This is a genomic window from Streptomyces sp. CA-251387 (assembly GCF_050936625.1).
Classification (GTDB): domain Bacteria; phylum Actinomycetota; class Actinomycetes; order Streptomycetales; family Streptomycetaceae; genus Streptomyces.
Window position 1 is genome coordinate 5,996,833 of record NZ_JBNJMJ010000001.1, and the last position, 26,686, is coordinate 6,023,518.

The 26,686-nt window shown below is 69.5% G+C and carries 27 protein-coding genes; 11 read left to right on the forward strand and 16 right to left on the reverse strand.

From position 1 onward, the window contains the following. Positions 1-82 precede the first annotated feature (82 nt). A complete protein-coding gene (locus tag ACQEV2_RS26990) occupies positions 83-853 on the forward strand; it encodes a group II truncated hemoglobin (RefSeq protein ID WP_433046624.1) in 771 nt (256 codons plus the stop codon). Between the two features lie 71 nt (positions 854-924). Here the strand turns inward: ACQEV2_RS26990 and ACQEV2_RS26995 are convergent, their stop codons facing one another. Both ACQEV2_RS26995 and ACQEV2_RS27000 read right to left on the reverse strand, forming a co-directional pair. Then, a complete protein-coding gene (locus ACQEV2_RS26995; RefSeq protein ID WP_433046627.1) occupies positions 925-1,308 on the reverse strand; it encodes a VOC family protein in 384 nt (127 codons plus the stop codon). A 243-nt stretch (positions 1,309-1,551) separates the two neighbouring features. Continuing rightward, positions 1,552-2,595, reverse strand: a complete 1,044-nt coding sequence (locus ACQEV2_RS27000) for an NAD(P)-dependent alcohol dehydrogenase (RefSeq protein WP_433046630.1) — start codon at positions 2,593-2,595, stop codon at positions 1,552-1,554. Positions 2,596-2,777: 182 nt separating this feature from the next. On the opposite strand from ACQEV2_RS27000, the gene ACQEV2_RS27005 reads away from it, so the two are divergent. Next, a complete protein-coding gene (locus ACQEV2_RS27005) occupies positions 2,778-3,710 on the forward strand; it encodes a helix-turn-helix domain-containing protein (RefSeq protein ID WP_433046633.1) in 933 nt (310 codons plus the stop codon). Between the two features lie 104 nt (positions 3,711-3,814). Then, positions 3,815-4,597: a class I SAM-dependent methyltransferase gene (locus tag ACQEV2_RS27010; protein WP_433046636.1), complete on the forward strand. Its 783-nt coding sequence runs from the start codon at positions 3,815-3,817 to the stop codon at positions 4,595-4,597. Between the two features lies 1 nt (position 4,598). Here the strand turns inward: ACQEV2_RS27010 and ACQEV2_RS27015 are convergent, their stop codons facing one another. The 4 genes from ACQEV2_RS27015 to ACQEV2_RS27030 all read right to left on the reverse strand — a co-directional run bounded on the left by ACQEV2_RS27015 (position 4,599) and on the right by ACQEV2_RS27030 (position 8,662). Beyond that, positions 4,599-5,063, reverse strand: coding sequence for an SRPBCC family protein (locus ACQEV2_RS27015; RefSeq protein ID WP_433046639.1), 465 nt, complete (start codon positions 5,061-5,063; stop codon positions 4,599-4,601). A 66-nt stretch (positions 5,064-5,129) separates the two neighbouring features. Then, entirely contained in the window at positions 5,130-5,792 is a 663-nt protein-coding gene (locus ACQEV2_RS27020) for a hypothetical protein (protein ID WP_433046642.1), read from the reverse strand. Beyond that, the gene (locus ACQEV2_RS27025) at positions 5,789-6,238 is read right to left on the reverse strand and encodes a hypothetical protein (RefSeq protein ID WP_433046645.1); all 450 of its coding nucleotides are present in this window, start codon (positions 6,236-6,238) and stop codon (positions 5,789-5,791) included. The genes ACQEV2_RS27020 and ACQEV2_RS27025 overlap by 4 nt, the downstream gene beginning before the upstream one ends. Before the next feature lie 9 nt (positions 6,239-6,247). Next, on the reverse strand, positions 6,248-8,662 hold the full coding sequence (locus tag ACQEV2_RS27030) for a glycoside hydrolase domain-containing protein (protein WP_433046648.1): 2,415 nt from the start codon (positions 8,660-8,662) through the stop codon (positions 6,248-6,250). A gap of 243 nt (positions 8,663-8,905) precedes the next feature. On the opposite strand from ACQEV2_RS27030, the gene msrA (ACQEV2_RS27035) reads away from it, so the two are divergent. Continuing rightward, complete coding sequence (msrA, locus tag ACQEV2_RS27035; RefSeq protein WP_433046651.1) at positions 8,906-9,418, forward strand: peptide-methionine (S)-S-oxide reductase MsrA; 513 nt, start codon at positions 8,906-8,908, stop codon at positions 9,416-9,418. 99 nt (positions 9,419-9,517) lie between these two features. Here the strand turns inward: msrA (ACQEV2_RS27035) and msrA (ACQEV2_RS27040) are convergent, their stop codons facing one another. Both msrA (ACQEV2_RS27040) and ACQEV2_RS27045 read right to left on the reverse strand, forming a co-directional pair. Then, on the reverse strand, positions 9,518-10,183 hold the full coding sequence (gene msrA / locus ACQEV2_RS27040; RefSeq protein WP_433046654.1) for a peptide-methionine (S)-S-oxide reductase MsrA: 666 nt from the start codon (positions 10,181-10,183) through the stop codon (positions 9,518-9,520). Positions 10,184-10,341: 158 nt separating this feature from the next. Continuing rightward, positions 10,342-11,460, reverse strand: coding sequence for a hypothetical protein (locus ACQEV2_RS27045; RefSeq protein ID WP_433046657.1), 1,119 nt, complete (start codon positions 11,458-11,460; stop codon positions 10,342-10,344). Between the two features lie 296 nt (positions 11,461-11,756). Between ACQEV2_RS27045 and ACQEV2_RS27050 the strand changes: the two genes are divergently transcribed. Then, positions 11,757-12,911, forward strand: coding sequence for a cystathionine gamma-synthase (locus ACQEV2_RS27050; protein ID WP_433046660.1), 1,155 nt, complete (start codon positions 11,757-11,759; stop codon positions 12,909-12,911). A gap of 31 nt (positions 12,912-12,942) precedes the next feature. Here the strand turns inward: ACQEV2_RS27050 and ACQEV2_RS27055 are convergent, their stop codons facing one another. The 3 genes from ACQEV2_RS27055 to ACQEV2_RS27065 form a co-directional block, all read right to left on the reverse strand. Next, positions 12,943-13,191, reverse strand: coding sequence for a hypothetical protein (locus ACQEV2_RS27055; protein WP_433046663.1), 249 nt, complete (start codon positions 13,189-13,191; stop codon positions 12,943-12,945). After that, positions 13,188-13,700: a sigma factor-like helix-turn-helix DNA-binding protein gene (locus ACQEV2_RS27060; protein WP_433046666.1), complete on the reverse strand. Its 513-nt coding sequence runs from the start codon at positions 13,698-13,700 to the stop codon at positions 13,188-13,190. Before ACQEV2_RS27060 ends, ACQEV2_RS27055 begins: the two co-directional genes overlap by 4 nt. Positions 13,701-13,896: 196 nt before the next feature. Next, the gene (locus tag ACQEV2_RS27065) at positions 13,897-14,403 is read right to left on the reverse strand and encodes a MarR family winged helix-turn-helix transcriptional regulator (RefSeq protein ID WP_433054797.1); all 507 of its coding nucleotides are present in this window, start codon (positions 14,401-14,403) and stop codon (positions 13,897-13,899) included. Between the two features lie 163 nt (positions 14,404-14,566). Here ACQEV2_RS27065 and ilvA point away from each other — a divergent pair, with 163 nt between their 5' ends. From ilvA to ACQEV2_RS27080, 3 genes are all read left to right on the forward strand, one after another. Next, entirely contained in the window at positions 14,567-15,796 is a 1,230-nt protein-coding gene (gene ilvA, locus ACQEV2_RS27070) for a threonine ammonia-lyase (RefSeq protein ID WP_433046669.1), read from the forward strand. Positions 15,797-15,952: 156 nt separating this feature from the next. Further along, positions 15,953-16,945: an ATP-binding cassette domain-containing protein gene (locus ACQEV2_RS27075; protein ID WP_433046672.1), complete on the forward strand. Its 993-nt coding sequence runs from the start codon at positions 15,953-15,955 to the stop codon at positions 16,943-16,945. After that, positions 16,942-17,796: an ABC transporter permease gene (locus tag ACQEV2_RS27080; RefSeq protein WP_433046675.1), complete on the forward strand. Its 855-nt coding sequence runs from the start codon at positions 16,942-16,944 to the stop codon at positions 17,794-17,796. The genes ACQEV2_RS27075 and ACQEV2_RS27080 overlap by 4 nt, the downstream gene beginning before the upstream one ends. 79 nt (positions 17,797-17,875) lie before the next feature. On the opposite strand, the gene greA is transcribed toward ACQEV2_RS27080, so the two are convergent. Continuing rightward, entirely contained in the window at positions 17,876-18,376 is a 501-nt protein-coding gene (gene greA, locus ACQEV2_RS27085; RefSeq protein WP_433046678.1) for a transcription elongation factor GreA, read from the reverse strand. Positions 18,377-18,587: 211 nt separating this feature from the next. Further along, a complete protein-coding gene (locus ACQEV2_RS27090) occupies positions 18,588-18,986 on the reverse strand; it encodes a DUF4307 domain-containing protein (protein ID WP_433046681.1) in 399 nt (132 codons plus the stop codon). A gap of 167 nt (positions 18,987-19,153) precedes the next feature. On the opposite strand from ACQEV2_RS27090, the gene mca reads away from it, so the two are divergent. Genes mca through ACQEV2_RS27105 form a run of 3 tightly spaced genes read left to right on the forward strand, consistent with a single transcriptional unit; the run spans position 19,154 to position 21,439 of the window. Further along, positions 19,154-20,014, forward strand: a complete 861-nt coding sequence (gene mca, locus ACQEV2_RS27095; RefSeq protein ID WP_433054800.1) for a mycothiol conjugate amidase Mca — start codon at positions 19,154-19,156, stop codon at positions 20,012-20,014. After that, a complete protein-coding gene (locus ACQEV2_RS27100; RefSeq protein WP_433046684.1) occupies positions 20,007-20,240 on the forward strand; it encodes a hypothetical protein in 234 nt (77 codons plus the stop codon). Before mca ends, ACQEV2_RS27100 begins: the two co-directional genes overlap by 8 nt. A gap of 59 nt (positions 20,241-20,299) precedes the next feature. Beyond that, positions 20,300-21,439: a Fic family protein gene (locus ACQEV2_RS27105; protein WP_433046687.1), complete on the forward strand. Its 1,140-nt coding sequence runs from the start codon at positions 20,300-20,302 to the stop codon at positions 21,437-21,439. A 19-nt stretch (positions 21,440-21,458) separates the two neighbouring features. On the opposite strand, the gene ACQEV2_RS27110 is transcribed toward ACQEV2_RS27105, so the two are convergent. From ACQEV2_RS27110 to ACQEV2_RS27120, 3 genes are read right to left on the reverse strand one after another with little or no spacing between them, the layout of a single operon-like run. Beyond that, positions 21,459-22,451: a hypothetical protein gene (locus ACQEV2_RS27110; protein WP_433046690.1), complete on the reverse strand. Its 993-nt coding sequence runs from the start codon at positions 22,449-22,451 to the stop codon at positions 21,459-21,461. Further along, entirely contained in the window at positions 22,448-23,788 is a 1,341-nt protein-coding gene (locus ACQEV2_RS27115) for a CHAT domain-containing protein (protein WP_433046693.1), read from the reverse strand. Before ACQEV2_RS27115 ends, ACQEV2_RS27110 begins: the two co-directional genes overlap by 4 nt. A 7-nt stretch (positions 23,789-23,795) precedes the next feature. Next, the gene (locus ACQEV2_RS27120; RefSeq protein ID WP_433046696.1) at positions 23,796-26,600 is read right to left on the reverse strand and encodes an AAA family ATPase; all 2,805 of its coding nucleotides are present in this window, start codon (positions 26,598-26,600) and stop codon (positions 23,796-23,798) included. Positions 26,601-26,686: the final 86 nt, after the last annotated feature.

Consider the following 26,686-nt stretch of genomic DNA (forward strand, 5'->3'; position numbering starts at 1 on the left):
GACTGCTTCAGTCAGCGAAGTTCTGAGCGTCGAAGACACCGGAAGACGGGCGTCCGCCGGATTTTCGTGTTTCGGTGAGGCCATGACGGCTCACACGGTCGAATACATCCGGTACCGCATCCCCGAGCAGAAGTCGGCGGAGTTCCTGGCCGCCTACACCCGCGCCGCGGCCCAGCTCGCCGCGTCCCCCCACTGCGTCGACTACGAACTCGCCCGCTGCGAGGAGGACTTCGAGCACTACGTCCTGCGCATCACCTGGACGTCCACGCAGGACCACATGGAGGGCTTCCGCAAGTCGGAGCTGTTCGCCGACTTCTTCGCCGAGATCCGCCCGTACGTGACGCACATCGAGGAGATGCGCCACTACAAGCCGACGACGGTCCGCGGCACGGGCGCGTCGGTGCCGACGCTCTACGCCTGGGCCGGCGGGGCGGAGGCGTTCGCCCGCCTGACGTCGGTCTTCTACGACAAGGTCCGCAAGGACGACCTGCTGGCCCCGCTGTTCGCGGACCTGGACCCGGCCCATGCGGAACACGTGGCGCTCTGGCTCGGCGAGATCTTCGGCGGCCCGCCCGCCTACTCCGAGACCCAGGGCGGCCACGGCCACATGGTCGCCAAGCACCTGGGCCGGGGGATCACCGAACTCCAGCGCCGCCGCTGGGTCAACCTCATCCAGGACGCGGCCGACGAGGCGGGCCTCCCGACGGACGCGGAGTTCCGCTCGGCGTTCCTGGCATACGTGGAGTGGGGGACGCGGCTGGCGGTCCACTTCTCGGCGCCGGACGCGGTCCCGCCGGCGGAGCAGCCGGTGCCGCGGTGGAACTGGGGGGCTGCGCCGCCGTATCGGGGGTGACGGCTCGTCGGGGCAGGGGTGTGCGGCCGGCCACGCCCGCCGCTGCTCGGGGCTCACCCCGGCGTGCGCCGTCAGCCGCCGCTGCCGTACGGTCGCGTCAGGATCTCCAGGCTGTGGCCGTTCGGATCCTCGAAGTAGGCGCCGCGGCCGCCGTCGTTGTGGTTGATCTCGCCCGGGCGGCGGTGGAACGGGTCCGCCCAGTACGTCAGGCCGGACTCCCGTATCCGGCCGAAGATCGTGTCGAACTCGTCCTCCGACACCAGGAACGCGTAGTGCTGCGGCGTGATGGCGCCGGGTGAGTCCATGTAGTCCAGGGTCACGCCGTTGGGGATCTGGACCGGGATGAAGGGGCCGTACTGCGGGCGCACCTCCAGGCCCAGGATGTCGGCGAGGAAGTGGGCCGACGCCTTCTTGTCGTGCGCGGCGACGATGGTGTGGTTGAGCTGGACGGTCATCGGGGCTGCCTCCTCGTGTGCACGGTTCGGACTGGCTCCTGGTTTCACGCTAGGCAGGGCCGCCGGGCGGTACATCGGCCGTAGGGAGGGAGTGGCTCTACTCCTCTGGTGCTCCGCCTCCGGAGCCCCGCGTACGCCGAACGCGCTGAGGGCCCCGGAGCAGTGCGGCTCCGGGGCCCTCGGTCATACGACCGGCGTGTCGGCGTACCGGCCATCGGCCACCGACCTACCGGCGTACCGGTGTCAGATCGTGGCCGTGTCGATCACGAACCGGTACCGCACATCACTGCTGAGCACCCGCTCGTACGCCTCGTTGATCTCGTCCGCACGGATCAGCTCGATCTCGGCGCCGAAGCCGTGCTCGGCGCAGAAGTCCAGCATCTCCTGGGTCTCGGCGATGCCGCCGATCATGGAACCGGCGAGGGTCTTGCCGCCGCCGATCACGGAGAAGAGGTTGAGGGAGATCGGCTCCTCGGGGGCGCCCACGTTCACCAGCGCGCCCTCCGTCTTCAGCAGCGTCAGGTAGGCGTTGAAGTCCAGCGGGGCCGACACCGTGGACACGATCAGATCGAACGTGCCGCGCAGCTCCTCGAAGGTCTTCGGGTCGCTGGTGGCGTAGTAGTGGTCGGCACCCAGCTTGAGGCCGTCCTCCTGCTTGCGCAGGGACTGCGACAGGACCGTCACCTCGGCGCCGAGGGCGTGCGCGATCTTCACGCCCATGTGCCCGAGGCCGCCCAGGCCGAGGATCGCGACCTTCTTGCCGGGGCCGGCGTTCCAGCGCTTCAGCGGGGAGTAGAGGGTGATGCCGGCGCACAGGAGCGGCGCGGCCACATCGAGCGGCAGGCTGTCGGGGATGCGGACGACGTAGTTCTCGTCGACGACGATCTTCTGCGAGTAGCCGCCGTAGTTGGGCGTGCCGTCCCGCCCGATGGCGTTGTACGTGGGGCCGAAGCCGCCGTTGAGGCAGTACTGCTCCCGGCCGGCCTTGCAGTTCTCGCACTCACGGCAGGAATCGACCAGGCAGCCGACGCCCACGCGGTCGCCGACCTGGTACTTGGTGACCCCCGAGCCGACCTCGGCGACGATGCCGGCGATCTCGTGGCCCGGAACCATCGGGAAGATCGCCTCGCCCCAGCCCTCCCGGGCCTGGTGGATGTCGGAGTGGCAGATACCGGCGAACTTGATGTCGATCAGGACGTCGAACTCGCCGACCTCGCGGCGCTCGATGGTGGTGCGCTCCAGCGGAGCCTTGGCGGCGGGTGCTGCGTATGCGGCAACGGTGGTCATGCCGGGTATCTCCTAGCGGGGTTCTGCGCCCGGCTGCCTTCTGTCCGTGCTGTCCGTCCGGGCACGGCATTCAGCCTGCCGGGCGGGGCGGGAGTCACCCAGACCTCGGTTGTACGTACGTCCGCCGGTCCTACCACTGGCGGGGTCAGGCTCGTGTGCGTACTACCGGGAATACTTGAGGCATGGACGAACAGCCCGAATCCGTGACAGGACCCGCCGCCGACACCGGGGCCGGACTGGACCGGCGCGCCGAACTCAGCGAGTTCCTGCGCACCCGGCGTGCCCGGCTGAAGCCGGAGGACGTCGGGCTGCCGGACTTCGGGCGGCACCGCAGGGTGCCGGGGCTGCGGCGCGAGGAGCTGGCACAGCTGGCCGGGGTGTCCGTGGCGTACTACACGCGCCTGGAGCAGGGCAACGGCCGAAACGTATCCGCGGAGGTCCTGGACGCCATCGCCCGCGCGCTGCGGCTGACCGATGCCGAGCATGCGCACCTCACGCACCTCGCGAAGCCGAAGCAGCACAAGAAGAAGCCGGCGGCGCGGACGGAGCAGGTGCGGTCGGCGCTGCGGCAGCTGCTGGACTCGATCGACGGCGTTCCCGCGTACATCTCCGGCCGGCGGTCGGACATCCTCGCCTGGAACCGGATGGCGGCGGCGGTCTTCGGCGACTGGGCGGAGCTGCCGGTGCAGGAGCGCAACTGGGCCCGCCTCGTCTTCCTGCGGCCCGAGTACCGCGATCTGTTCGTCGAGTGGGACCAGAAGGCGTCCGACATGGTCAGCTACCTCCGCATGGACGCGGGTTGCCACCCGGACGACCCGCGCCTGTCCGCCCTGGTCGGCGAACTCTCCGTCAAGAGCGAGGAGTTCCGTCGCCTGTGGGCGATCCATGACGTCAAGGAGAAGAGCTACGGCGTCAAGCGCATCCGGCACCCCCTGGTGGGCGAGCTGACCTTGAACTTCGAGTCGTTCCGCCTGTCCGACGGCACGGACCAGGTCCTGATCACGTACTACGCGGAGCCGGGCTCGCCGTCGGCGGAGTCGCTGCGGCTGCTGGCGAGCTGGGGGACCGACGCGACGAAGGCGGGGACGGGGAGTAACTCGGCGCCGTCGGCTTGAGGGGCCACGCAGGGGAGACGGGAGGTCAGCCAGTCACCGGCCCGCACAGGTCAGCCAATCCGTAATCCGTGGGCCGGGAGGGCGGCCACCCCTAGCTTGGGGACATGTCCGGATCCTCAGCGCGGGACTTCTACGACGACCTGGCCCCCGACTACCACCTGATCTTCCCGAACTGGGACGCGAGCATGGCCCGGCAGGCGCAGTCGCTGGACGCACTCGTCCGCAACCAGCTGGGCCCCGGAGCCCAGCGAGTCCTGGACTGCGCCTGCGGAATCGGCACCCAGGCCATCGGGCTGGCCCTGGCCGGTCACCGGCTCGTCGGCAGCGACCTGAGCCCCGTCGCCGCCGCACGTGCCCTGACCGAGGCGGCCGCCCGGGGGGTGTCTCTCCCGACGACCGCCGCGGACATGCGTGCGCTGCCGTTCACGCCGTCCGCCTTCGACGTCGTCGTCTGCGCCGACAACTCGCTCGCCCACCTCCTGTCCGCACAGGACGTCACGGCGGCGCTGCGCGGCATGCGACGGGTGCTGCGCGACGACGGCCTCCTGATCATCACCATCCGCGACTACGACGAGATCCGCCGCACCAGACCCACCGCGACGCCGCCCCAGGTCACGGAGACCTCCGACGGCAAGGCGATCACCTTCCAGCTCTGGCACTGGCACGAGGACGGCGAGCGCTACGACCAGGAGCACTTCCAGCTCATCCCCACAGGGAACACCTGGACGGTCCGAGCCCGCCGGACCACGACCTGGGCCATCACCGGCCGGCAGCTGACAGACCTCGCCTCCGAGGCCGGTTTCACCGACCTGACCTGGCACACCCCACCCACCAGCGGCTACTACCAGCCCGTACTCACCGCACGTCGCGCCCCGACCACAGCGTGACTCAGCCGCTGCGCCCCTCGACCGCGGAGGCGACCTCGTCCAGGTCCTTGGCGATCGCTCTGCTCACCGCCCGTGTGCCCAGACCGCCCAGGATCCTGGCGAGCACGCCCGTGACGCCGCCGGAGACCACGGCGGTGAAGGTCATCCGGACCGTCGTCGCCGATGGCCCGTCCGCCCGTAGCACCCATTCCGAGACGTAGTGGGTGCCGTGCGACTCGGCCTCCACCACATAGCGCTCGGGCGGTTCGCAGGCGGTCACCCACATCTCCTCGGTGGCCTCCTTGCCGAACATCCGCCTCGTCTCCCGCCAGCGCGTCCCGACACCGAAGGCCCCGTCCGTGAGGACGTCGACCTTCGAGACACCGCTGAGCACCCGCTCCATGCCCCGAAGGTCGGTCAGGGCCTCCCACACGGGCCCCCGGCCCGCGGCGATGCGCCGCTCCACGAGGACACTCCTGCTGGTCATGCCACCCATGAGAGCACGAGGGTCCGACAATCGCTCGGCGGCCACGGGACGGCCACGGTGCTGCTCCTACGAAGCACGCCGTTGAAACGCGCGTACCGCCCTGCGGCGCCTCGGGTCGAACGCGTCGATCGCGCCGGCGCCCTCGTCGCCGGGGCCCGTTTCCCACCGGCGGATCTTGCGGGCGACACCCTTCAGGCGGGGGTGCCCGGGTCTGACGGCGATCTCGAAGTGTGACTCCTTCGGTGTCGTGAAGTCGCCTCCCCAGGCGACGATGCCGTCCAGCTCCGTGAGGATGTCCCGCACCACGATCAGCTCGTTGGGGTACAGGTTCCCCTTCGAACCGACGGGGTAGTCCAGGCGGCGGATCGCGATCGCGGTGCCGGACAGGTGGTTCGACTCGTAGTCCGCCTTCACCTCGCGGTCATCGGTCCAGCCGTGGACGTCTCCGGAACGAAGGGAGTCGATCTCGTAGTGGAAACGTCTTGCCACGTGCAGAAGGACCGTCGCGGCGTCTCCGCCGGCGAGCCGGACCGTGCGGTCGCTGCCCTCGATGCGGAACGACTCGGCTGTCCGAAGGACCGGCCAGCCGTTCGCCGACCGCCCTGTGGACCACGTGCGGCCGTCCGCCGGGGCCGCGGCGGCTTCGCCGGCGGTGGTGAGCGTGAGCGCGCCGACCACGCCGGCGGAGGCACCGATGAAGTGACGCCTGGACAAGTCGGTCCTGATCATGACCGAAGTTCCTTTCGTTTCACGGTCAACGCGCGGGACAAGCCGAGCCGGCCGAGTGCGAGGACGCAGAGCACCGCGATGACGAAGCAGGCCGCGACCGTCGGGTTGACCCATGAAGGGACGAGGTCGTAACTGGCGTTGCACTTGTTGCTCAGCGGAAACAGGCGCTGGAACTCCTCGGCGTGGGCCGAGCGGTAGGCCGAGTCGTAGTGCTGATGGTGGGTGAGCCGACACGACTCCTCGACGTCCAGCCCTCCGGAGAAGGCTCCGAACAGCCACGCGGCCGTGCCGGTGAAGAGGGAGACGGAGAGGATTCGAAGCCACCACATCGGACGGGTCCAGAAGCGTTCACGCAGCCCCTTGAAGACTTGGACGACACTCCAGACGTTCCAGACGAACCACGCGACCAGTGCAAGGACCCCGGCGAACAGCACTGTTTCCGTCATGCCTTGTGTCTACCTGTCGCGCCGCTGTGCGCGCGCAGCGGCGTCGCGCAGGAACCTTTCGTGGTTGGCGCGGTACTGGGAGGCCATCCGGGACTCCATGCCGCGACGGGCGTTGATGGCGTCGACGAAGCCCTGGCAGAAGTTGTTGACCTTTTCCTCTCCACCGGGGGTGAGCTTGTAGTCGTTGGGAAGGACGGCGCCGCTCTTGGTGATGAGTCCGAGCTGGGCTGCCATGATCTTCGACTCGGTGCCGCACAGCGCGAAGTTCACGGAGTTCTTGCAGGTGGTCGAGTTGCCCCAGCGCTGCTCGAAGTAGTGGTTGAACCGGCGCAGGCCGCCACCGCCCTGGTAGTGGGCCCTCACCGCGTCGAGGATGTTCCTGCCGCCCCGGACGGCGCGCGCGAGGAGGTAGCCGTCGGCGTCCTCGATGAGGTCCGTGAAGCCGAAGGAGGAGGTGACGCCGGGGAGGGCGAGCTTGGCACGGCAGAAGTCGAGCGGATTGGCGTACTCCTCCTCGGAGTGGCGCCAGTCGGACCAGAACGTCATGATGTCGCCGGCCCAGCCGCCGACGTCGCCGCCGTTCGCCTCGCCCAGGTCTCCGGGGAGGTCGATGAGGACGTGAGCATTGGCCGTGGCCATCATGTGCTCGGCGCCCAGCGAGTATCCGGTGAACGGGTCCGTGAACCACTTCCTCACCGACATGCCCCTGGAGTTGGCGAAGTCCACGAAGCCGGTGTCGTAGCCGCCGATCAGTATCTTCCACTGCCAGTCGCCGTAGGTGACATGGCGGACATACTCCAGGACGAGCTGGCTGCGCTTCGTGCCGGAGGCCCCGTACTCGCCGGCGAGGTCGTACAGCCTGCTGACGTAGTTGATGAAGTCGTCGGCCGGGCCGGCCTGGTCGTTGACGGACGAGACGCCCGGGTCGGTGCCGGAGACGACGTCACGGTCCAGGTCGAAGCTGTCGGAACCGTTGGTGACCCTGAATTCCTTGATCTGGTTGAACGACCAGTTCCCCGGCAGGGGGAAGCCGAGGTTCCCGGAGAAGCCCCAGGACATGCCGGAGACGAAGGAGTGGCGGGCGAACGTCCTCTCGGTGACGTTGATGCAGACGTTGCGGGAGCCGTAGACGCCGTGGTTGTACTTCTTGCCCTGGCCGGCCAGGCCGGCCTGCACGCCGTGGAAGTAGGTGACGATGCCGTAGGGGCTGCCGTCGATCTCGGCCTGGGTGGCGTCGTAGTCGACGGCGAAGTAGATCGTGGTTCCGGGGTTGAAGCCGTAGTCGGAGGCCAGCTTGTGGGCGTTGAGGGCGTGCTGGTAGCCCTGGGAGTAGGTGAAGTCGGTGAGTCGGCGGGCGTTGTCCTGGTAGATGGGGAAGACCCTCAAGCCGGCGTCGAAGATGGTCTTCAGCTCGCCCGGCTTGATCTCCTTGTCGAGGGTGGAGCCGGGAGGGTCGTATATGTAGCGGCCGACGACGCGGTAGTCGTTGTCGTACAGCCACCTGGCGCGGGAGGCCGTGATCTCGTACCGGGTGTCGCTGCCGCTCGCGGGCCGGTCCGCGTCTCCCATGGACACCAGGAGCTGGGCCCAGGTCTGGTAGTCGCCTCTGCGGGTGACCGGCAGCCTGCTGAAGGCCTGGAAGTCCTTCACCCAGTTCTCGAGGTCGCCGTTCCAGGAGCTGGTGAAGCCGGTACGCGGGGTGTCGGCGCCGGGGGTCGGTTCGTTGAACACGCAGGCGGCGGAGAAGAACTGCATGAAGATGCCCGACGATCCGGGGCCGACGGTGTTGGCCTTCAGGCCCGCCTGGGTTCCGGGGCCGAAGTTGCCGTTCGGGGTCAGGCCCAGCTCGTACTGGATGGCGTACATCAGCGACTTCTGGACGTCGCGGGAGTAGATGCCGTCGCAGGGGCCGATGTTGAACTCGCCGCGGGTCCAGTACCGGCCGTTGAGCCACTGCTGAATCGAGCGGATCTTGTCGGTTCCACCGGCCACGACGACGTACGCGTCCATGTTGAGGATGGCCTTGGCGAGCTTGGCGTTGATGACGCCGTCGCCGCCGATGCCCATGTTCTCGCGGAGGTCTTCGACGGCCGCCCGGGTGACGCCGGTGAACCAGCCCTCGCTGCCGGGCTCGACGGCCCAGTAGCCCTTGCACCACAGGCCGTACTCGAGGACGGCGACGATATTGCGGTTCCTGTCCCAGCCGAAGCCGATGTCTCCGAGGGCGGCGAACTTCGAGTACGTGGTGGGGCCGAAGGAGGCGACGACCGGGCTGATGCCCAGCTCGTGCTGGAGGCCCATGATCAGGGAGTTCATGGTGGACCAGCCGGTGTTGCCGGTCTCGGGGCAGCGCACGTAGCCGGTGACGTTGCCGTAAGTGGAGTTCACCCATCTCTGGGCTCTGAGAACCTGCTCGTCCGCCACAGGTGACACCTTCCGCCGGTGTGACATGACACCGCACCGGAGACGACTCGCCTACGGCGCCGTGGCGGGGAGTGTATGAAGCGGATCTCTCGGTTCGGTCCCGCCTGCCAAGGCAGTTGACGCACGGAATCCCACGAAGACCTCACGCGTTGAGGAAGGTGGGCTTCGGATGCGGTGGTGGGCGAGCCGAGCAGCCCGAATGATCAACCCGAATGATCAAGCTGACACGTATGGGAGGCCTCAATGGCTACGCAGACGCAGAGGGCCGTGCTGGCGGGCGGATGTTTCTGGGGAATGCAGGATCTGATCCGTCGGCTCCCGGGCGTGACGGCGACCAGGGTCGGATACACCGGGGGTGACGTGCCGAACGCGACGTACCGTAACCATGGCACGCACGCGGAGGCCATTGAGATCCTTTTCGATCCTGAGAAGACCGACTTCCGCACGCTCCTGGAGTTCTTCTTCCAGATCCACGACCCGAGCACCAAGAACCGCCAGGGCAATGACATCGGCCTCAGCTACCGCTCGGCGATCTACTACGTGGACGACGAGCAGAAGAGGATCGCCGAGGACACGATCGCGGATGTGGACGCCTCCGGCCTGTGGCCGGGCAAGGTCGTCACCGAGGTGGAGCCGGTCGGCCCCTTCTGGGAGGCGGAGCCCGAGCATCAGGACTACCTGCAGCGTTACCCGGACGGCTACACCTGCCACTTCCCGCGCCCGGGATGGCGACTGCCCGCCCGCACGGAGCGCTGACCGCGGGACGGCTCGACGGAAGGCGGAGGCCGACCGGCGGAGGCTCCGCAGGTGCTGCGTGTCACTGCGCAGCCTCTGTTCCGAAGCCACCCGCTGACGTCAGCCGTCCGCCTTCGCCACGCCGATCGGGCAGGAGACACCCGTGCCCCCGATCCCGCAGTACCCCGCAGGGTTCTTGTCCAGGTACTGCTGGTGGTACCCCTCCGCCGGATAGAAGTCCCGCCCCTCCGCCGGAAGGATCTCCGTCGTGATCGTGCCGTAGCCGGAGCCCGTCAGGACCTTCTGGTAGGAGTCGCGGGAGGTCTGGGCCGTCTTCGCCTGGGCCGGGGTGTGGGTGTGGATCGCCGAGCGGTACTGGGTGCCGACGTCGTTGCCCTGGCGGAAGCCCTGCGTGGGGTCGTGGGACTCCCAGAAGGTCTTCAGGAGGCGTTCGTACGAGATCACGCTCGGGTCGTGGACCACGCGGACGACCTCCGCGTGGCCGGTCAGGCCCGAGCAGACCTCCTCGTAGGTGGGGTTCTCGGTGTAACCGCCCTGGTAGCCGACCAGGGTCGTCCACACACCCGCCGGCAGCTGCCAGAACTTGCGCTCGGCGCCCCAGAAGCAGCCCAGGCCGAAGTCGGCGATCTCCAGGCCCTCGGGGTAGGGGCCGAGGAGCGGGTTGCCGAGGACCGTGTGGCGGTCGGGGACCGTGAAGGCCGGTTCCGGACGGCCCTTCAGCGCCTGCTCGGGGGTGGGCAGGACGGGCGTACGGCCGAAGAGCATGAGGCTTCCTTCCTCGCGGGCCTCCGAAGGGTGCCCCCGCCGGACGGTACCCCCTTCAACGTACGGCCGGGACCTCAGATTCCACCCCGCGCCCTCACCACCTGCGCGGCGCTGTAGTCCCGCAGTCCCGCTGCTGCACATACGCCTTGGTGCGCGGATCAGTGCGGCAGGGTCGCCGGGCTGCCGCCGTTCGCCTCGTAGCCCGCCACCGCGAGTGCGCGGTAGACCGCGAACTCCGCGGCCGGGTCGGGGGAGAGGGTCCAGGGGAGAGCGCCGACATGGCCGTCGACATGTATCAGCTGGTTCATGGCCTCCGCCCAGCGCTCGCCGCGCACCAGGAAGAAGACCAGCAGATGGCGTACGTGCGCCAGCATCGGGTCGTCGGGGCGGGCCGAGTGCACCGCGTACAGCGCGCCGTGGATCGCCTTCGTCACGACCTCGCTCTGGTAGAAGCCGCTGACCAGGTTCACCTCGGGCAGGTGCTCGAACACCGCGAAGAGCGGCATGGCGGCGAGGAGGGAGCCCTGGGGGGCGCGGGCCGCCGCGGCCTCCGCGAAGTCGTTCGCCAGCGCGCGCGAGCCGTGCCACTTCTCGCACCAGTAGTGCAGGGCCGCCAGGTGCGCGCCCATGTGGGCCGGGGCGCGGTCCAGGATCTTCAGCCAGAGCTGCTCGAACTCCGACCGGGGGTAGGCCAGGCCACGGGCCACCGACAACTCGATGATGTAGGGGATCGGGTCACCGGGAGCGAGCAGCGCCGCGTCGGCGCATGCCGACCTCGCCTCCTCCATGATGATCCGGAACTCGTCCGTGCCCGGCGTCGCCGTGCGCCACGCCTGCTGGACGAGGAACTCCGCGTGTACGGCCGCGCCGCCCGCGTCCTTGGGCTGCTCGGTCCGCCACACGCGCAGCCACTGCCCGCCCGGCGACTCACTGACCCCGCCCGGCCGCTGCTGCAGCTCCAGCGACGCGGCGCCGGCGAAGGCCTGCACACGCTGCCAGCGCAGCTCGCCCTCCGCCTCCGTGCCGGCCAGCAGCTGCGAGGCCGCGCGGTAGTCCTGGGTGCGCTGGACCAGGTCCAGGACGTCCAGCAGGTCCTGGTCGGGGCCGGGCATGCGGACGTCCAGCTCCTCCTGCCGTACGAAGCCGTAGTTCGCCGGGTCCGCGGCGTCCGGGTGGCCCGGCGGGACCTGCTCGATCATGCCCCGCCTGCGCCTCATGAACGGCAGCACCACGAAGCCGAGTATGACGAGCGCGATCAGGACCCAGAGAATCTCCATGCCTCCAGCGTTCCAGACGCCACGGACAAATGGCCAACGAGGTCGGGGCCTGTGGAGAAAGGGTTCTGTGGGGTTCCGTGGGGTTCCGTGGGCTTGGCGTACCGACGTCGGTGCCGGGCCGGGAACTCAGCCCGTCCGGCGTTTGAGGACGAAGCCCGTTCAGGGCCGAAGCGGGGGTCTGGCGGCCGCAGGCCCCCGGCAGTACCGGCGGCAACGCCGGAGTGTCGCGGAGGCGCGGCGCCTGGTTGTCCGCCCCAGCCGACGGAGTCACCGTTCGCGCATTACGCTCGGTGCCCATGAGTGACAGGCACATCAGTCAGCACTTCGAGACCCTGGCGATCCACGCGGGCAACACCGCCGATCCCCTCACCGGCGCGGTCGTCCCGCCGATCTACCAGGTCTCGACCTACAAGCAGGACGGCGTCGGCGGCCTGCGGGGCGGCTACGAGTACAGCCGTAGCGCCAACCCGACCAGGACCGCGCTGGAGGAGAACCTCGCCGCCCTGGAGGGCGGCCGCCGCGGCCTTGCGTTCGCGTCCGGACTGGCGGCCGAGGACTGCCTGTTGCGTACGCTGCTCAGCCCCGGTGACCACGTGGTCATCCCCAATGACGCGTACGGCGGTACGTTCCGCCTGTTCGCGAAGGTCGTCGCCCGGTGGGGAGTGGAGTGGTCGGTCGCCGACACCAGCGATCCGTCCGCCGTACGGGCCGCCATCACCCCGAAGACCAAGGTCGTGTGGGTGGAGACCCCCTCCAACCCGCTGCTCGGCATCACCGACATCGCCGCCGTCGCCCAGATCGCCCGGGACGCGGGCGCGAAGCTCGTCGTCGACAACACCTTCGCCACGCCGTACCTGCAGCAGCCGCTGTCCCTCGGCGCGGACGTCGTGGTGCACTCCCTGACGAAGTACATGGGCGGCCACTCGGACGTCGTCGGCGGCGCGCTGATCGTCAGCGACGCGGACCTGGGTGAGGAACTGGCCTTCCACCAGAACGCGATGGGCGCGGTCGCCGGGCCCTTCGACTCCTGGCTGGTGCTGCGCGGCACCAAGACGCTGTCGGTGCGCATGGACCGGCACAGCGAGAACGCCACGAAGATCGCCGACATGCTGAGCCGGCACGCGCGCGTGACGCGCGTTCTGTACCCGGGGCTGCCCGAGCACCCCGGTCACGAGGTCGCCGCCAAGCAGATGAGGGCGTTCGGCGGCATGATCTCCTTCCAGGTCGCCGGGGGCGAGGAGGCGGCCGTCGAGGTCTGCAACCGCGCCAAGGTGTTCACGCTCGGCGAGTCCCTGGGCGGTGTCGAGTCCCTCATCGAGCACCCGGGACGCATGACGCACGCGTCCGCGGCCGGCTCGGCCCTGGAGGTACCCGCCGACCTCGTACGCCTCTCCGTGGGCATCGAGAACGTCGACGACCTCCTGGAGGACCTCCAGCAGGCGCTCGGCTAGGCCAGGGCCTGCCCAGGGGGCTGCGAAAGCCTCACCAGCCCGTCAGCGGTGGAGTCGTCTCCGACGGCGGCTCCACCCACGGCCGTGCCATCACGGCCCACACCACGAACGCCACCGTGGCGGCGAACAGCAGCAGCCACATCAGGCGTACGGCGGCCGTCCTGTGGCGCAGCATGCGGCCGCCGCGCCGCACGACCTCCGTGTACAGCTCCGGCGGCACCGGCGGCGGCGTGCCCTCCATGATGCGCCGTACGGCCGCTTCCCGTTGGGGGCGATTCACGGCGACACCACCTTCGCTCCGAGCACGGCCGGCGCAGCGCCTCGCGGCGGACGCAGCAGCGTCGATGTCGCCCGGTCGCAGATCGCGTGGACGCGCTCCGTGGGCAGCCCGAGCAGGGCCGCCACCTGCTCCTCGGCGACACCCTCGTACAGCCGCAGGACCAGGATCAGGCGTTCCTGCGGGGAGAGCCGGGCGAGCGGGCCTTCGGGGGGCGGGCGGAACCGGGCGAGGGCGGCCAGGCCGCCGTACTGGTGCCAGGCGGCGCGGGCGAAGCGGGCGGCCAGGTACTGGCGGGCCCGGTCGTACGGGTCCTCGCCGCGCAGCCGGTCCCAGTACGCGTACGTGTGTGCGAGGGACAGCGTCAGCAGGCGCCTCGCGCGCGGGTTGTCCTCCGGAGGCTCCGCGGTGAGCAGCGTGGCGGCATGCAGCAGCCGCCCTGCCGCGCCCGCGACGAACGCCTCGAACTCCCGGGCCCGGCGGGCGTCCTGGGCCGCACGCCGTCGTCCCACCGCCCCTCCCGCATGAACACCCCTGAGGAACCGGACCCGGCCACGTACGGGACGCGTCGGTCGCGTACGAGAGGAGGGCCCGGTTTCATATGAGGCCGGCGGCGGCCCGGGGTCAAGAGTCGGGAGCGGATCACCCGAGCACGCGTGCGTGCCGGTACAGCGGTCGCGTGAGCCGATGCCCCCGCCGAACCACCCCTCAGGACGGCGTAGGCGTCTCCGCGCCCGAGATCCCCTGGACCGCCATCCGCGCGGAGAGCGCGACGTTGAAGCGTGTGAGGAGCGTGCAGAACGCCTCGCGCTCCTCCGGGGCCCAGTCGTGTGTCAGCTCGGCCATCAACTGACGCCGGGACGACCGCACTTCCTCCAGCCGCGACTGCCCGCGCGGGGACAGCTGCAGCACCACCGCCCGACCGTCCTCGGGGTGCGAGGTCCGCTTGACGAGCCCCGTGTCGACGAGCGGCGCCACCTGCCGGGTGACCGTCGACGAGTCGATCCCCATGCTCGCGGCGAGCGCCTTGACGCCCATGGGGCCTTCCTTGTCGAGGCGGTTGAGCAGCAGGTATGCGGCGCGGTCCATGGAGTTGCGCACCTGCCCGACCCCACCGAGCCGGGTCTGTTCGGCACGGCGGGCGAACACCGCCACCTCGTGCTGCAGCGTGTCGAGGAGACCGCTGTCAGCGACGGTCGTCATGTCCATCGACATTTCAGGTGTTGTGGGCATGGCCGGGGGCTCACTTCATGAAGGGGGTGCTGGGTTGGGGGACAGGGTACGCGGCCCGGACCCGGGGTGTACCGGCGCTGCGCAAACCCGTCTCGGAGCTTGGTCACAACGGTGATTCGCGCCTGTGAACTGCGAGACTTGTGTCATGAGCTACAGCACGGCTGACTCCTTGCCTCCCGTCACGCTCGACGACGTGCACGGCGCCCAGAAGATGCTGACGGGCGTGGCGCGGGTGACGGCGATGGAGGGCAGCAGGCACCTGTCCCAGCTGGTGGGCGCGCCGGTGCACTTCAAGTGCGAGAACCTCCAGCGGACGGGTTCGTTCAAGCTGCGCGGCGCCTACGTCCGCATCGCCGGGCTGCTTCCGGAGGAGCGGGCGGCGGGGGTCGTGGCCGCCAGCGCCGGCAACCACGCGCAGGGCGTCGCCCTGGCGTCGTCGCTGCTCGGCGTGCGCTCCACCGTGTTCATGCCGAAGGGCGCCCCGCTGCCGAAGATCAGCGCCACCCGGGACTACGGCGCCGAGGTGCGCCTGCACGGCCAGGTGGTCGACGAGACACTGGCCGCCGCGCAGGAGTACGCGGACGCGACGGGCGCGGTGTTCATCCACCCCTTCGACCACCCCGACATCATCGCGGGCCAGGGCACGGTCGGCCTGGAGATCCTCGAACAGTGCCCGGAGGTGCGGACGATCGTCGTCGGCATCGGCGGGGGAGGGCTCGCGGCGGGCATCGCGATGGCGGTGAAGACGCTGCGGCCGGACGTGCGGATCGTGGGCGTGCAGGCGGCGGGCGCGGCGGCGTATCCGCCCTCGCTGGCGGCCGGGCATCCGGTCGCGGTCGACAACCCGGCGACGATGGCCGACGGCATCAGGGTCGGACGGCCCGGTGACGTGCCGTTCCGGCTCGTCCGCGATCTGGTGGACGAGGTCCGCACGGTCACCGAGGACGAGCTGGCCACCGCCCTGCTGCTGTGCCTGGAGCGGGCCAAGCTGGTCGTCGAGCCGGCCGGGGCGAGTCCCGTCGCGGCGCTGCTGAGCGACCCCGGCGCCTTCGAGGGACCGGTCGTCGCGGTGTTGTCCGGCGGCAACGTCGACCCGGTGCTGCTGCAGCGCGTGCTGCGGCACGGCATGGCCGCGCAGGGCCGCTACCTGGCCGTGCGGCTGCGGCTGACGGACCGGCCGGGCGCGCTCGCCACGCTTCTGGGGGTGTTGTCAGTGGTGGACGCTAACGTCCTCGATGTGAGTCACGTACGGACCGACCCACGGCTCGGGCTCACGGAGGCGGAGGTCGAGCTGCACCTGGAGACGAAGGGCCCGGCGCACTGCGTCGAGGTCGGCCAGGCCCTGCGCGAGGCGGGCTACACCGTCATCGACTGAGCCGCCGACCGAGCCGCCGATCGAGACGGCGGCCGAGGTCAGCGCCCTCTTTGTCACCCGTTCGAGTAACTCCGTTGAGAGACGCGATACATCGCGTTATGGTGTGTCGGTATCGCAATCGCATGGCCAGTAATCCCCAACGACGTGGAGACCCATATGCCAGGCGCCATCTCTGCCGAAGGCCTGGTGAAGACCTTCGGCGACGTAAGGGCTCTGGACGGCGTCGATCTCGATGTCCCCGAGGGCACGGTCCTCGGCCTGCTCGGGCCGAACGGCGCGGGCAAGACGACGACCGTCCGCTGTCTGACGACCCTGCTGCGCCCCGACAGCGGCTCGGCGGTCGTCGCGGGCATCGACGTCCTCAAGCATCCCGACGCCGTACGCCGCTCCATCGGCCTGTCCGGCCAGTTCGCGGCGGTCGACGAGTACCTGACCGGCCGCGAGAACCTGCAGATGGTCGGCCAGCTCTACCAGATGAAGGCGAAGGCGGCGAAGGCCCGCGCGGCCGAACTGCTGGAGCAGTTCGACCTCGCCGACGCGGCCGACCGCCCCACCAAGACCTACTCCGGCGGCATGCGCCGCCGCCTCGACCTCGCCGCCGCCCTGGTGGTCTCGCCGCCCGTGATGTTCATGGACGAGCCGACGACCGGCCTCGACCCGCGCAACCGTCAGCTGCTGTGGGAGGTCATCAAGCGGCTCGTCTCGGGCGGTACGACCCTGCTGCTGACCACCCAGTACCTGGAGGAGGCCGATCACCTGGCGCACGAGATCGCGGTCGTCGACCACGGCCGTGTGATCGCCAAGGGCACCTCCGACCAGCTCAAGGCCCGCACCGGCGGCGAGCGCGTCGAGGTCGTGGTGCACGAGCGCGAGGACATACAGCCCGCGGCCGCCCTCTTGAACAGATTCAGCCTGAGCGGCTCCGGCAAGGGCGAGACCACGGTCGAGGAGCACATGCGCAAGCTCACCGTGCCCGTGACCGGCGGCGCCAAGCTGCTCGCCGAGGTCATCCGCGAGCTCGACACCCGCGGCATCGAGATCGACGACATCGGCCTTCGTCGCCCGACCCTCGACGACGTGTTCCTGTCCCTGACGGGCCATGTGGCCGAGGTGAAAGACGAGGAGAACGGCAAGGAGGCCGACAAATGAGTGCTCTCGACGCCGTGCGCGTCGCACCGGCGACGAACCCGGTCAGCCAGTCCGTCCGGGACTCGATGGTCGTCGCGAAACGCAATCTGATCCGGATGTCCCGGATCCCCGAGATGATCATCTACGGGCTCATCCAGCCGATCATGTTCGTGGTGCTGTTCACCTACGTCTTCGGCGGGTCCATGCAGATCGGGGGCAGCACCAGCGCGGTCGACTACAAGAACTTCCTGATGGCGGGCATCTTCGCGCAGACCGTCACGTTCGCCACCGCCAGCTCCGGCGCGGGCATCGCCGACGACATGCACAAGGGCCTCATCGACCGCTTCCGCTCCCTGCCCATGGCCAGGGGCGCGGTGCTCACCGGGCGCACCTTCGCCGACCTCGTGCAGACCGCCCTGACGCTGGTCGTCCTGGCGGTGGTCGCCCTGCTGGTCGGCTGGCGCGTCGGGTCGGACGGGGACACCAACGCCGGCCGGGTGCTGGGCGCCTTCGGGCTGCTGCTCCTGCTCGGTTACGCGTTCACCTGGATCGGCGCCCTGATCGGCATGTCCGTCCGTACGCCCGAGGCGGCCACGTCCAGCGGACTCATCTGGCTCTTCCCGGTCACCTTCATCTCGAACGCGTTCGTGGACACCAGCCACATGACTCCGTGGCTGCGGCACGTCGCCGACTGGAACCCCTTCAGCGCCACGGTCCAGGCGTGCCGCGAGCTCTTCGGCAACCCCGGGGTGTCGCCCTCGGACGCCTGGCCCATGCAGCACCCGGTCTGGGCCTCGCTGATCTACTCGGTCCTGATCATCGTCATATTCCGCACCCTGGCGGTGCGGAAGTACCGCTCGGCGACCGCATGACAAAAGCCCCCGGCGCCACGTGGGCGCCGGGGGCCGGTCAAGGACATGTCGGTCGGGGTCAGCCGCCGCACGGCCCGGGTCAGCCGCTGTAGGGCTCGGCCTTCAGGATCTTCACCGAGGCCTTCTTGCCGTTGGGCAGCTCGTACTCGGCGTCCTCGCCGACCTTGTGACCGATGACGCCGGTGCCCAGCGGGGACTGCGGCGAGTAGGTCTCGATGTCGGCGCTCGCGTACTCGCGCGAGGCGAGCAGGAAGGTCAGGGTGTCGTCCTCGTCACCGTCGAAGGCGATCGTCACGACCATGCCGGGCGCGACCGCACCGTCCGCCGATGCCGGTGCCTCGCCGACCTGGGCGTTCTCCAGGAGCTGGGTGAGCTGGCGCACACGGAGCTCCTGCTTGCCCTGCTCCTCCTTGGCCGCGTGGTACCCGCCGTTCTCACGCAGGTCGCCCTCCTCGCGCGCGGCCGCGATCTTGGCGGCGATCTCCGTGCGCGCGGGACCAGTAAGGTACTCAAGCTCATCCTTGAGCTTGTTGTACGCCTCCTGGGTCAGCCAGGTGACGTTCTCGCTGGTCTGGGTCACAGGTGCTCCTCGTAGGTACTGGGAATACAAAGCATCGCCCTACCCAGAAGGATGTTCCTTCACGGATGGGCGAAACCACGAGCCTAACAATTCAATGGCCGAAGGGGGAGGACATAAGCCATCAGAATCGCGTCAACGCAGGTCAGCGCCTACGTATTCCGGACAGAGCCAGTCGGTGTCGACCAGTGTCGGGCGGTTTCGACCGGCCGGTTCAGTCGGCGTGGCAGCCGAGCAGCTCGGCCGTCGTCCCCTGGGACGTCGTGCGCAGTGTGACGACCTTGTCGATCCGCGTGGCGTCGCCCTCGAAGCGGAAGTCGGCGCGGCCCACCTCGGCGCCGTTCTCCGCCTGGGAGCGCACGGTGCAGTAGCCGGAGGCGCCGGAGTCCTTGCGGACCTCCAGGTGGACCTTCACCGCGTCCTTCGTCGCGTCGAACTCGATCACCTCGGCGCTGATCTTGTTCTGGCCGACGTAGTGGTAGCCGAAGTAGCCGACCAGCCCCAGCAGAACCACGCCGAGGAGGGCGCCGACGACCTTGAGCGTGCGGTCGGCGCGCGCGTCCGAGGAGCGGCCGTAGCGACCCTCGGGCAGTCGCGTGCTCGCCGTACTCATGATCGTCCTCTCGGCCGGGGCGGGACGGATGTCCCAAAACGGGGCCTGGGGTCCGTACCCCGGAATTATCCGCCCCCCGATTCGGTCACTATAGAAGCCGCCGATCGCACCGGTTCACACCGGGCGCCGACTACGAGGATTGAGTCTTGACTGACCAGCTGCGACTGATGGCCGTTCACGCCCACCCCGACGACGAGTCGAGCAAGGGCGCGGCCACCATGGCGAAGTACGTGTCCGAGGGGGTGGACGTGCTGGTGGTGACCTGCACGGGCGGGGAGCGCGGCTCCATCCTCAATCCCAAGCTGCAGGGCGACAAGTACATCGAGGAGCACATCCACGAGGTACGCAAGAAGGAGATGGACGAGGCTCGCGAGATCCTCGGCGTGAAGCAGGAGTGGCTCGGCTTCGTCGACTCCGGCCTGCCCGAGGGCGACCCGCTGCCGCCGCTGCCCGAGGGCTGCTTCGCCCTGGAGGACGTCGACAAGGCGGCCGGGGAGCTGGTGAAGCAGATCCGCTCGTTCCGCCCGCAGGTGATCACCACCTACGACGAGAACGGGGGCTACCCGCACCCCGACCACATCATGACCCACAAGATCTCGATGGTGGCCTTCGAGGGCGCGGCGGACACCGAGAAGTACCCGGAGTCGGAGTTCGGCCCCGCCTACCAGCCGCTGAAGCTCTACTACAACCAGGGCTTCAACCGCCCCCGCACCGAGGCGCTGCACCAGGCCATGCTCGACCGCGGCCTGGAGTCCCCCTACGGCGACTGGCTCAAGCGCTGGGACGAGTTCGGAATGAAGCAGCGCACGCTCACCACGCACGTCCCGTGCGGTGACTTCTACGAGATCCGTGACAAGGCCCTGATCGCGCACGCCACACAGATCGACCCCGACGGCGGTTGGTTCCGCGTCCCGCTGGAGCTCCAGAGAGAGGTCTGGCCGACGGAGGAGTACGAGCTCGCGAAGTCCCTCGTCGATACCTCCCTCCCCGAGGACGACCTCTTTGCGGGCATCCGCGACAATGCCTGACATGAGCGCAAGCGCAAGCCTGGCAATGACGCACCTCGCCACCCTCGCCAAGGAGGTGGACGAGGACAAGGTCACCCCTGGCGTCCTCGGCTTCATCGTCTTCGCGGTGATGGCGGTGGCCGTGTGGGGTCTGATGAAGTCCATGAACCGGCACATGGGCAAGGTCGACTTCAAGGAAGCCCCGGATCCGAAGGCAGAGTCCGGGGACGCCGCCGCGAAGGGCTGACGACGAGGCGATGCATGTGACGGCATGACTCCATGATTCCCTGTGGGTATCATGGAGTCATGCTGTATCGCACGCCTGCTCTCACCTCGAAGGACCGCGAGGTGCTGGAGAGCGTCGACAAGATGCGTGATGAGTTGCGGCATCAGGTCCGGCAGACGCCGACCAAGTGGACGACGGGGCTGCGCAAGACGCTGACCGCGAACGCCATCGCCGGCTCCAACACCATCGAGGGATACAGGGTCGACTCCGCCGACGTCGAGGACCTGATCGACGGCGAGCAGGAAGTGGCCACGTCTGAGGAGAACAAGGCGGAGACGCTGGCGTACCAGCACGCCATGACGTATATCCAGTCGCTCCACGACGCGCCTGGGTTCACCTACTCGGTGTGGCTGCTCAACGCCCTGCACTGGATGCTGCAGGGCCATCACCACCCGAAGAAACTCGCCGGCCAGTTCCGCAGGCGAGGCGCGTGGATCAATGAGCCGGGTGATCCACAGGAGGCTGCGTACATCGCCCCGGATGCCGAACAGGTGCCGGCTCTCATGGACGAGCTGGTCGTGTGGCTCAACCAGGGCGATCCCGACTCCCATGTCCTGGTCCGCGCCGCGATGGCGCACCTCAACCTGGTCAACATCCACCCTTGGGCAGTCGGCAACGGCCGTATGTCACGTTCACTGCAGACCCTGCTGATCGCGCGTGGCGGTACCCTCGCGCCCGAGTTCTCCTCGATCGAGGCCTGGCTGGGCAAGCCGAAGAACACCTGGGAGTACTACAAGATCCTCGGCCGCGTAGGCGGCAAGGAGTGGACCCCCGACCGCGACACAGCCCCCTGGATCCGCTTCAACCTCCTCGCCTACCACCAGCAGTCCCAGTCGGTGCAGCACCGGATCACCCGGTCCAACCGCTGCTGGATCGACCTGACCGAGCACGCGGAGCGCCACGGCATCGACGAACGCCAGGTCACCGCCCTGCATGACGCCGCGCTGTCCGGCCGTGTCCGCCGCGCCCGCTACCAGCGCGCCGAGAACCTGAGCAACCAGCAGGCGGTGCGCGACATTCGCGCGTTGACCGAGGCCGGCCTTTTGGAAGCCGTCGGCAACACAAAGGCCCGTCACTACGTGCCGGGGCCGGACTTCCCGGCGGATGTGCTGGAGGCGGTGCGGCAGCCGATCCGGCTCGTCGATCCGTACGAGGACTGAGGACCGGCGCTCGCGGCACTCACCGGCAGTGGTCGGCCAGGGACAGCAGCAGGTGGGCGGACTCCGGCCGCAGGTGGTCCGAGTGCGCGCCGGCCGGGCCGGCCCCACGGATGAAGACGTCACTGGCGTCGATGCTGACGAACCGGTGATCGAGCGCGGAGAGCGGGTAGGGCTCGTCCGGCGACAGCATCCGGATCGACGAGACCGGCACGGGCGCGGTCCCGATGCCCGCGTATCCGATGCCGGCCCGCCGCTCCGCCCGCAGATGCCAGAAGCCGGTGGCCCGGTCGTGCTGCGAGTACGTCGCGACGACCGGGCCGTGCAGGGGAGCCTCGGCGAGGCTGGTGAAGGTGGCGGAGAAGGCGTCGCGGGGCGCCGCCATCTGGAGGAGCAGCATCGAGTCCACGGTGAACGGCCGACCGCGCGGTTCCGGCGTACTCCACCCCAGAGTGAGCGACTCCTCGTCCGCGGCCCACTGGACGGCCTCGCACAGGAAACGGCAGCCGAAGGAATGCCCGATCAGGTGCAGATACTGGCCGTCGCAGTTGGCCAGGACCGGCGGAGCGGACGGGTCGGCGCGGTGGGAGTCCAGGTAGCCGAGGAGGCGGCCGATGATGTGGGCCGCGTGGCCCTTCGTACTCATCGCGTGTGCCCGGTCGCGGATACGGCGGTAGCCGCCGAGGGAGGGCAGCGAGCGGGAGGGCCAGCGGATGAGGACGGTCCAGGGGTGCCAGGGCTCGAGGTTCGGGTAGCGGGCTTGGTCGTACTGGGCCGCCGTCAGTGCGAGCAGTCGGTTGACGGCGGTGAGCGCGGACTCGGGCTTGGTCTGCCAGCCGTGGACGTACACGAGCAGGTCGGTGGCCCAGGCGGGCGGGGCCAGCTCCTCGGCGAAGTGGTCGTCGAGACGGTGTGCAGGGACGGGGCGGGGGCCGGTGGGGGTGTCTTGGACGAGCCAGCCGTCCGGGCCCAGGTCGACCGTGCGCACGGCCGCAGCGGTTTCGGGCGCGGTCATACGGCGACCTCCTGGCCGGTGTCCGTACCGTCGGCGGGGTCCGCGCAGGCGCGCTCCAGGCGGGTGTCCATGCCGTGGTGCAGCGCGTAGGTGAAGCCGAGGGGATTGTGCAGTTCGTCGGAGAAGTGGCGGGCGACGGCATGGGCGATCGCTCCGGCGGTCTCGGTGCCGCGCAGATAGCGGGTGACGAACGCGAGCGCGTACTCGGCGGCGAAGAGCTGCGGCATCTCTATCTGGGGGCCGAGTACACCGCGGGCGCCCGCGTGGATCAGCTCGCGGCCGAGGAAGGCGAGGTCGGCGCTGCCCTCCGGTACGCCCGCGTTGCATGCGTTGAGCACGACGAACGGCTGGAACGGGCTGTCGTCGCCGAAACGGCGTCGGCGGTCGCGGACCGTGTGGGCGTCGATGGGGGTCTGGTCCGACAACTTCAGGGCGAGGCACGCGGCTTGGGGGCCGTTGGCGATGAAGTGGCCGTGGCACCAGAAGTACATCAGGTGATCGTCGAGGGAGTCGTCCGCCAGCGCCTGCACGAATTCGGTGCGTGTCGTGCGTTCCACGAAGCGGGTGTCCTTCGCGAGTACGGCGGCCACTTCGGCGGCCTTGGTACGGCCCTTGCGATCGACGTGCGGGTCGTGGTTGAGGCTGACGGAGGGCACGGCGGGCGGGTCCTGGCGGCCGCCGAGCCAGGGATAGGCGCCGCCGGTCTGTTCGATCTGGTGGCGGTGGCCGAGGAAGCGGGAGAAGAGAGGGGACAGGTCGTGGTCCCGCTCCTGTGATGTGACGGCCGCGGAAGGCAGGCACATCATCGGCCACGGAACGTAGAGCTCCGAATCGAAGCGGACCCGCAGGCCGTCCCCGCCGGCCAAGGCCTGGGCGAGATAGGCGCCGAAGCGCTGGACGCGCCGGTCCATGCCGCCGAGGAGTGTTCCGAACAGCAACTCCTCGCCTGCGAGGGCGAGCTCTTGGACGATGGCGTACAACTCGCCGGGCGGGCGGGAGCGCAGGTCCACCAGCGACGCATACGGCTGCGCGACTCCGTCGGCCCTCGGGCGGCCGTCCGCAGCCGGCGGCCGGAAGTCCACCAGGAGTTCCTTCCACAGTCGGCACAGGCGAGCCGCCGCCGACCGCACCTCGTCCGGGCGCACCGTCAGGTCCACACGGTGCTCGGTGCCGTACAGGGACGGTACGGCAGGCCCGTAGAGCCGTGCCCGGATCCGGTCGCCCGCCAGGAGGTCCAGGCACACGGTGATGTCCGGGCCCTGGGTCAGTTCGTCCGGCAGGGTGGTGAAGCCGCTGCTGGGATCCTGGACGATGCGGACCTGTAGTTCCGTGCCCATCCCTGTCCTACCGCTCCCACAGCGAAGTCGCATGCGGCGCCGCGAGGCCGGCCGGCCGCCCGGAATCGGGGATCTCCAGCTCCGTCTCGACCTGCTGGAGCACCGTGCCGGTGCGTTCCAGGGCGGTGAAGCGGATCACGTGGGTGCCGGAGCGATGCGGCGTGATGTCGAACTCGGCGCCCTGATCGGCGTGCCGGGAAGGACGCAGGAGAGCGCTGGGCGGTTCGACCGAGAGGGGGGTGAGGGGGACGGCGACCGACGTGAGCCAGGGCTCCTCGTCCGCCGGAGCGGACCAGGGGTGGTCCTCCTCCGGGATCACGCGGAGGAGGATGCGGGTCGGGGCATGGGCGGAGGGGGAGTCGTCCAGGAGGGTGAGGCGCACATGGCAGCCAGGGGTGGCCGAGAGCCCTGCGGTGGAGGCGAGGTACTTCAGCAGCGGCTTGGGGCCGTCGGAGTCGGGGCTGGCCATCGTGTCGCGGGCGTGCAACGGGATGACGGGGGTGTCGCTGTGGACCGCCGCGCGCCAGAACTCCGTGAGGTCCGCCTGCAACTGCTCCCGCCCGGCGATGTTGGTGGGCAGGTGTTGGCGCGGGGCGACACGCCGCTGGTACGTCGGCGGTCCTTCGTGCAGCGCACGGAGGGTGCGTACCCAGGCGAGGCCGGCTTGGTCGTTGAGGCCCTCGAAGAGTTCCTCGGCCCTCGCCAAGGGGACGTCGTACCTTGTCAGGCTGCTCCGTTCGGATCGCAGGACTATTTCGACCAGGGACCATGCCTGGCCGAGTGAACAGCCGACGCCGTCGAACTCCTCGCAGCACAACAACAGTTGGCGCCTCGCCGAGTGAATTTCACTCAGCAGGGCCAGCCGGTGCCGGGTCCACGTCGCTCCCAGCAGGTCCGCGCACGCCTTGAAGTGACGTGTGGCGGACCGCATGGCCACGCGGGCTTCCGCGAGGCGTCCCTGTAGGGCGTGGGCCAGCCCCAAGTATTGGCAGGTCCACCCCATGCCGCGGATGTCTTCCGCCCGTTGGTGCGCGGCGAGGGCCTCCTGCGCCCCGAGTGTGGCCGCCGCACCATCGCGTCGCAGCAGGTGAAGCCGGATCCGCTCGGTGGCGATCCAGTTCCGGCCGCGTTCGTCTCCGACGGTACGCATCGCCTGCAAGGCCTGGCCCAGCAGGTGATCCGCCTGCTGCGGGCGGTTCAGCAGCAGGCAGACCCGGGCGTAGTGGAACAGGGCCCAGCCCCGCCCCCGGAGGCAACCGGCACGTCGGTGTTCCTCCGCGGACTCCCTCAACGCGACCTCGGCCTCGAGCGGGCGCCCCTGGTCACACAGCACCGCGCCGCGCACCAGCGAGAACCACGCCGCAGGGGCGAACCCGTCCTCGCTCAGGCCACGGTCGAGTGTGTTCAGGGTCCCGGCCAGGTCACCGATGCAATACCGGGCCTCGGCCGAACTCAGGACGATGCGTCGGGGGAATTCACCGTCGAAGAGACGGATGTCGTGCTGCTGCGGGGCGCCCACGTCGCGGAGCAACTGGGCCAGAGCCATCCGGGCGCCGCCTCCCGACCTCCGATGGAGCGCCACGAGCCGGTGGGCGTCACCTCGTACGGCCAAGAGGGTGGCCAGCGCGTCGACGAGCAGGGGAAGCGGGCGGCCTCGATCAACGAGCATGATGAACTCATCGACATGAGCGGCCAGTTCGTCGGGGGTCATACGGGCGCCGGGCGCTCCGCGATCGAACCGCGAAGGCTGGGAGGCCCTGCCGTCCAGCAGACGTACCGTGTCCCAGGCGTGGTCGCTCGCCGCGTTCACCAGCTCCCTCGTCACCTCTGCGCGCAGGTGCCGCGGGCCCCCCTTGGTCACATGACGCAGCGCGGCCGCGGCGACCGGCGAGGGCAGCGCGAGAACCCCGTCCCGCACGGTGCGCAGGAGCTCGTACGCCTCCAGGCTGCTCAGGAGGTGCGGCAGATCCGGTGGATCTCCGGCCGGGGCTAGCAGGCCGGCCACGGTTCGCGCGGTGAAGGTCGTGGTGTTCCTCTCGCGCACCGCGAGCCGCAGCAGGGCGTCCTGGACGCCGGAATCGAGGCGGTTCCAGGCGAGCGTGAACAGGTCGTCCGGAGTGCTGACCTCGTCAGGCGGGGTGTCGCCCATCCGGGCCAGGACAGCACCGGCCACCCTGAGCCAGACGGGTAATCCCCTTGCTGCGGAGGCCAGTCGACGAAGCACCTGGGAGTCCGTTCCGGTCACCTGGGCCACGTCTTGTACCAGCACAGCGGCGTCCCCGGTGCGCAGCGGCAGCACGTCATGGACGTGCGCCGGCCTGTTCAGCCACAGACCGGGGAACTGCGTTGTGACGATCACCAGACCGGCACCGTCCGTCAGGGCACCCAGCATGGCTTCCCCGTAAAGTCCGACGCCGTCGAGGACGATGACGGAATTCCGGATGTGCCGTTCGCACTCGCGCCACAGCCGTCGGTCGAACTCCCTCTGGGGATCCGACTTGTCGGTCAGCATCGCGGCTTCGAGGATCGGCCGCCGAGGCGCCCCGTGCTCCGCCAGGAGCCGTAACAACGTCGTCTCGGCGTCGGCATGGTCGTCGAGCGACAGCCAGTGCACGGGGCCAGGCTCGGCTCCGATGCGCTCCACCAGCGCGGCTGCCAGCGCCGACTTGCCCACACCGGGGGGCCCGTGCAGAACCAGGGTGCGAGCGCCTCCGGCCACCACGCCGGCGAGTGCCTCGACCTCCGCGTCCCGCCCTACGAACGGGACCGGCATCCCCGGCGGCGGAGTAGGCCGGCGCAGCACGTCGTTCATCGAAGCCCCCAACCGGCCGAGCTCCGGCCGCAGTCACCCTTCAGCCACCTTCCCAGAAACCCGGTCCTTGGACCGAGCAAACCCCC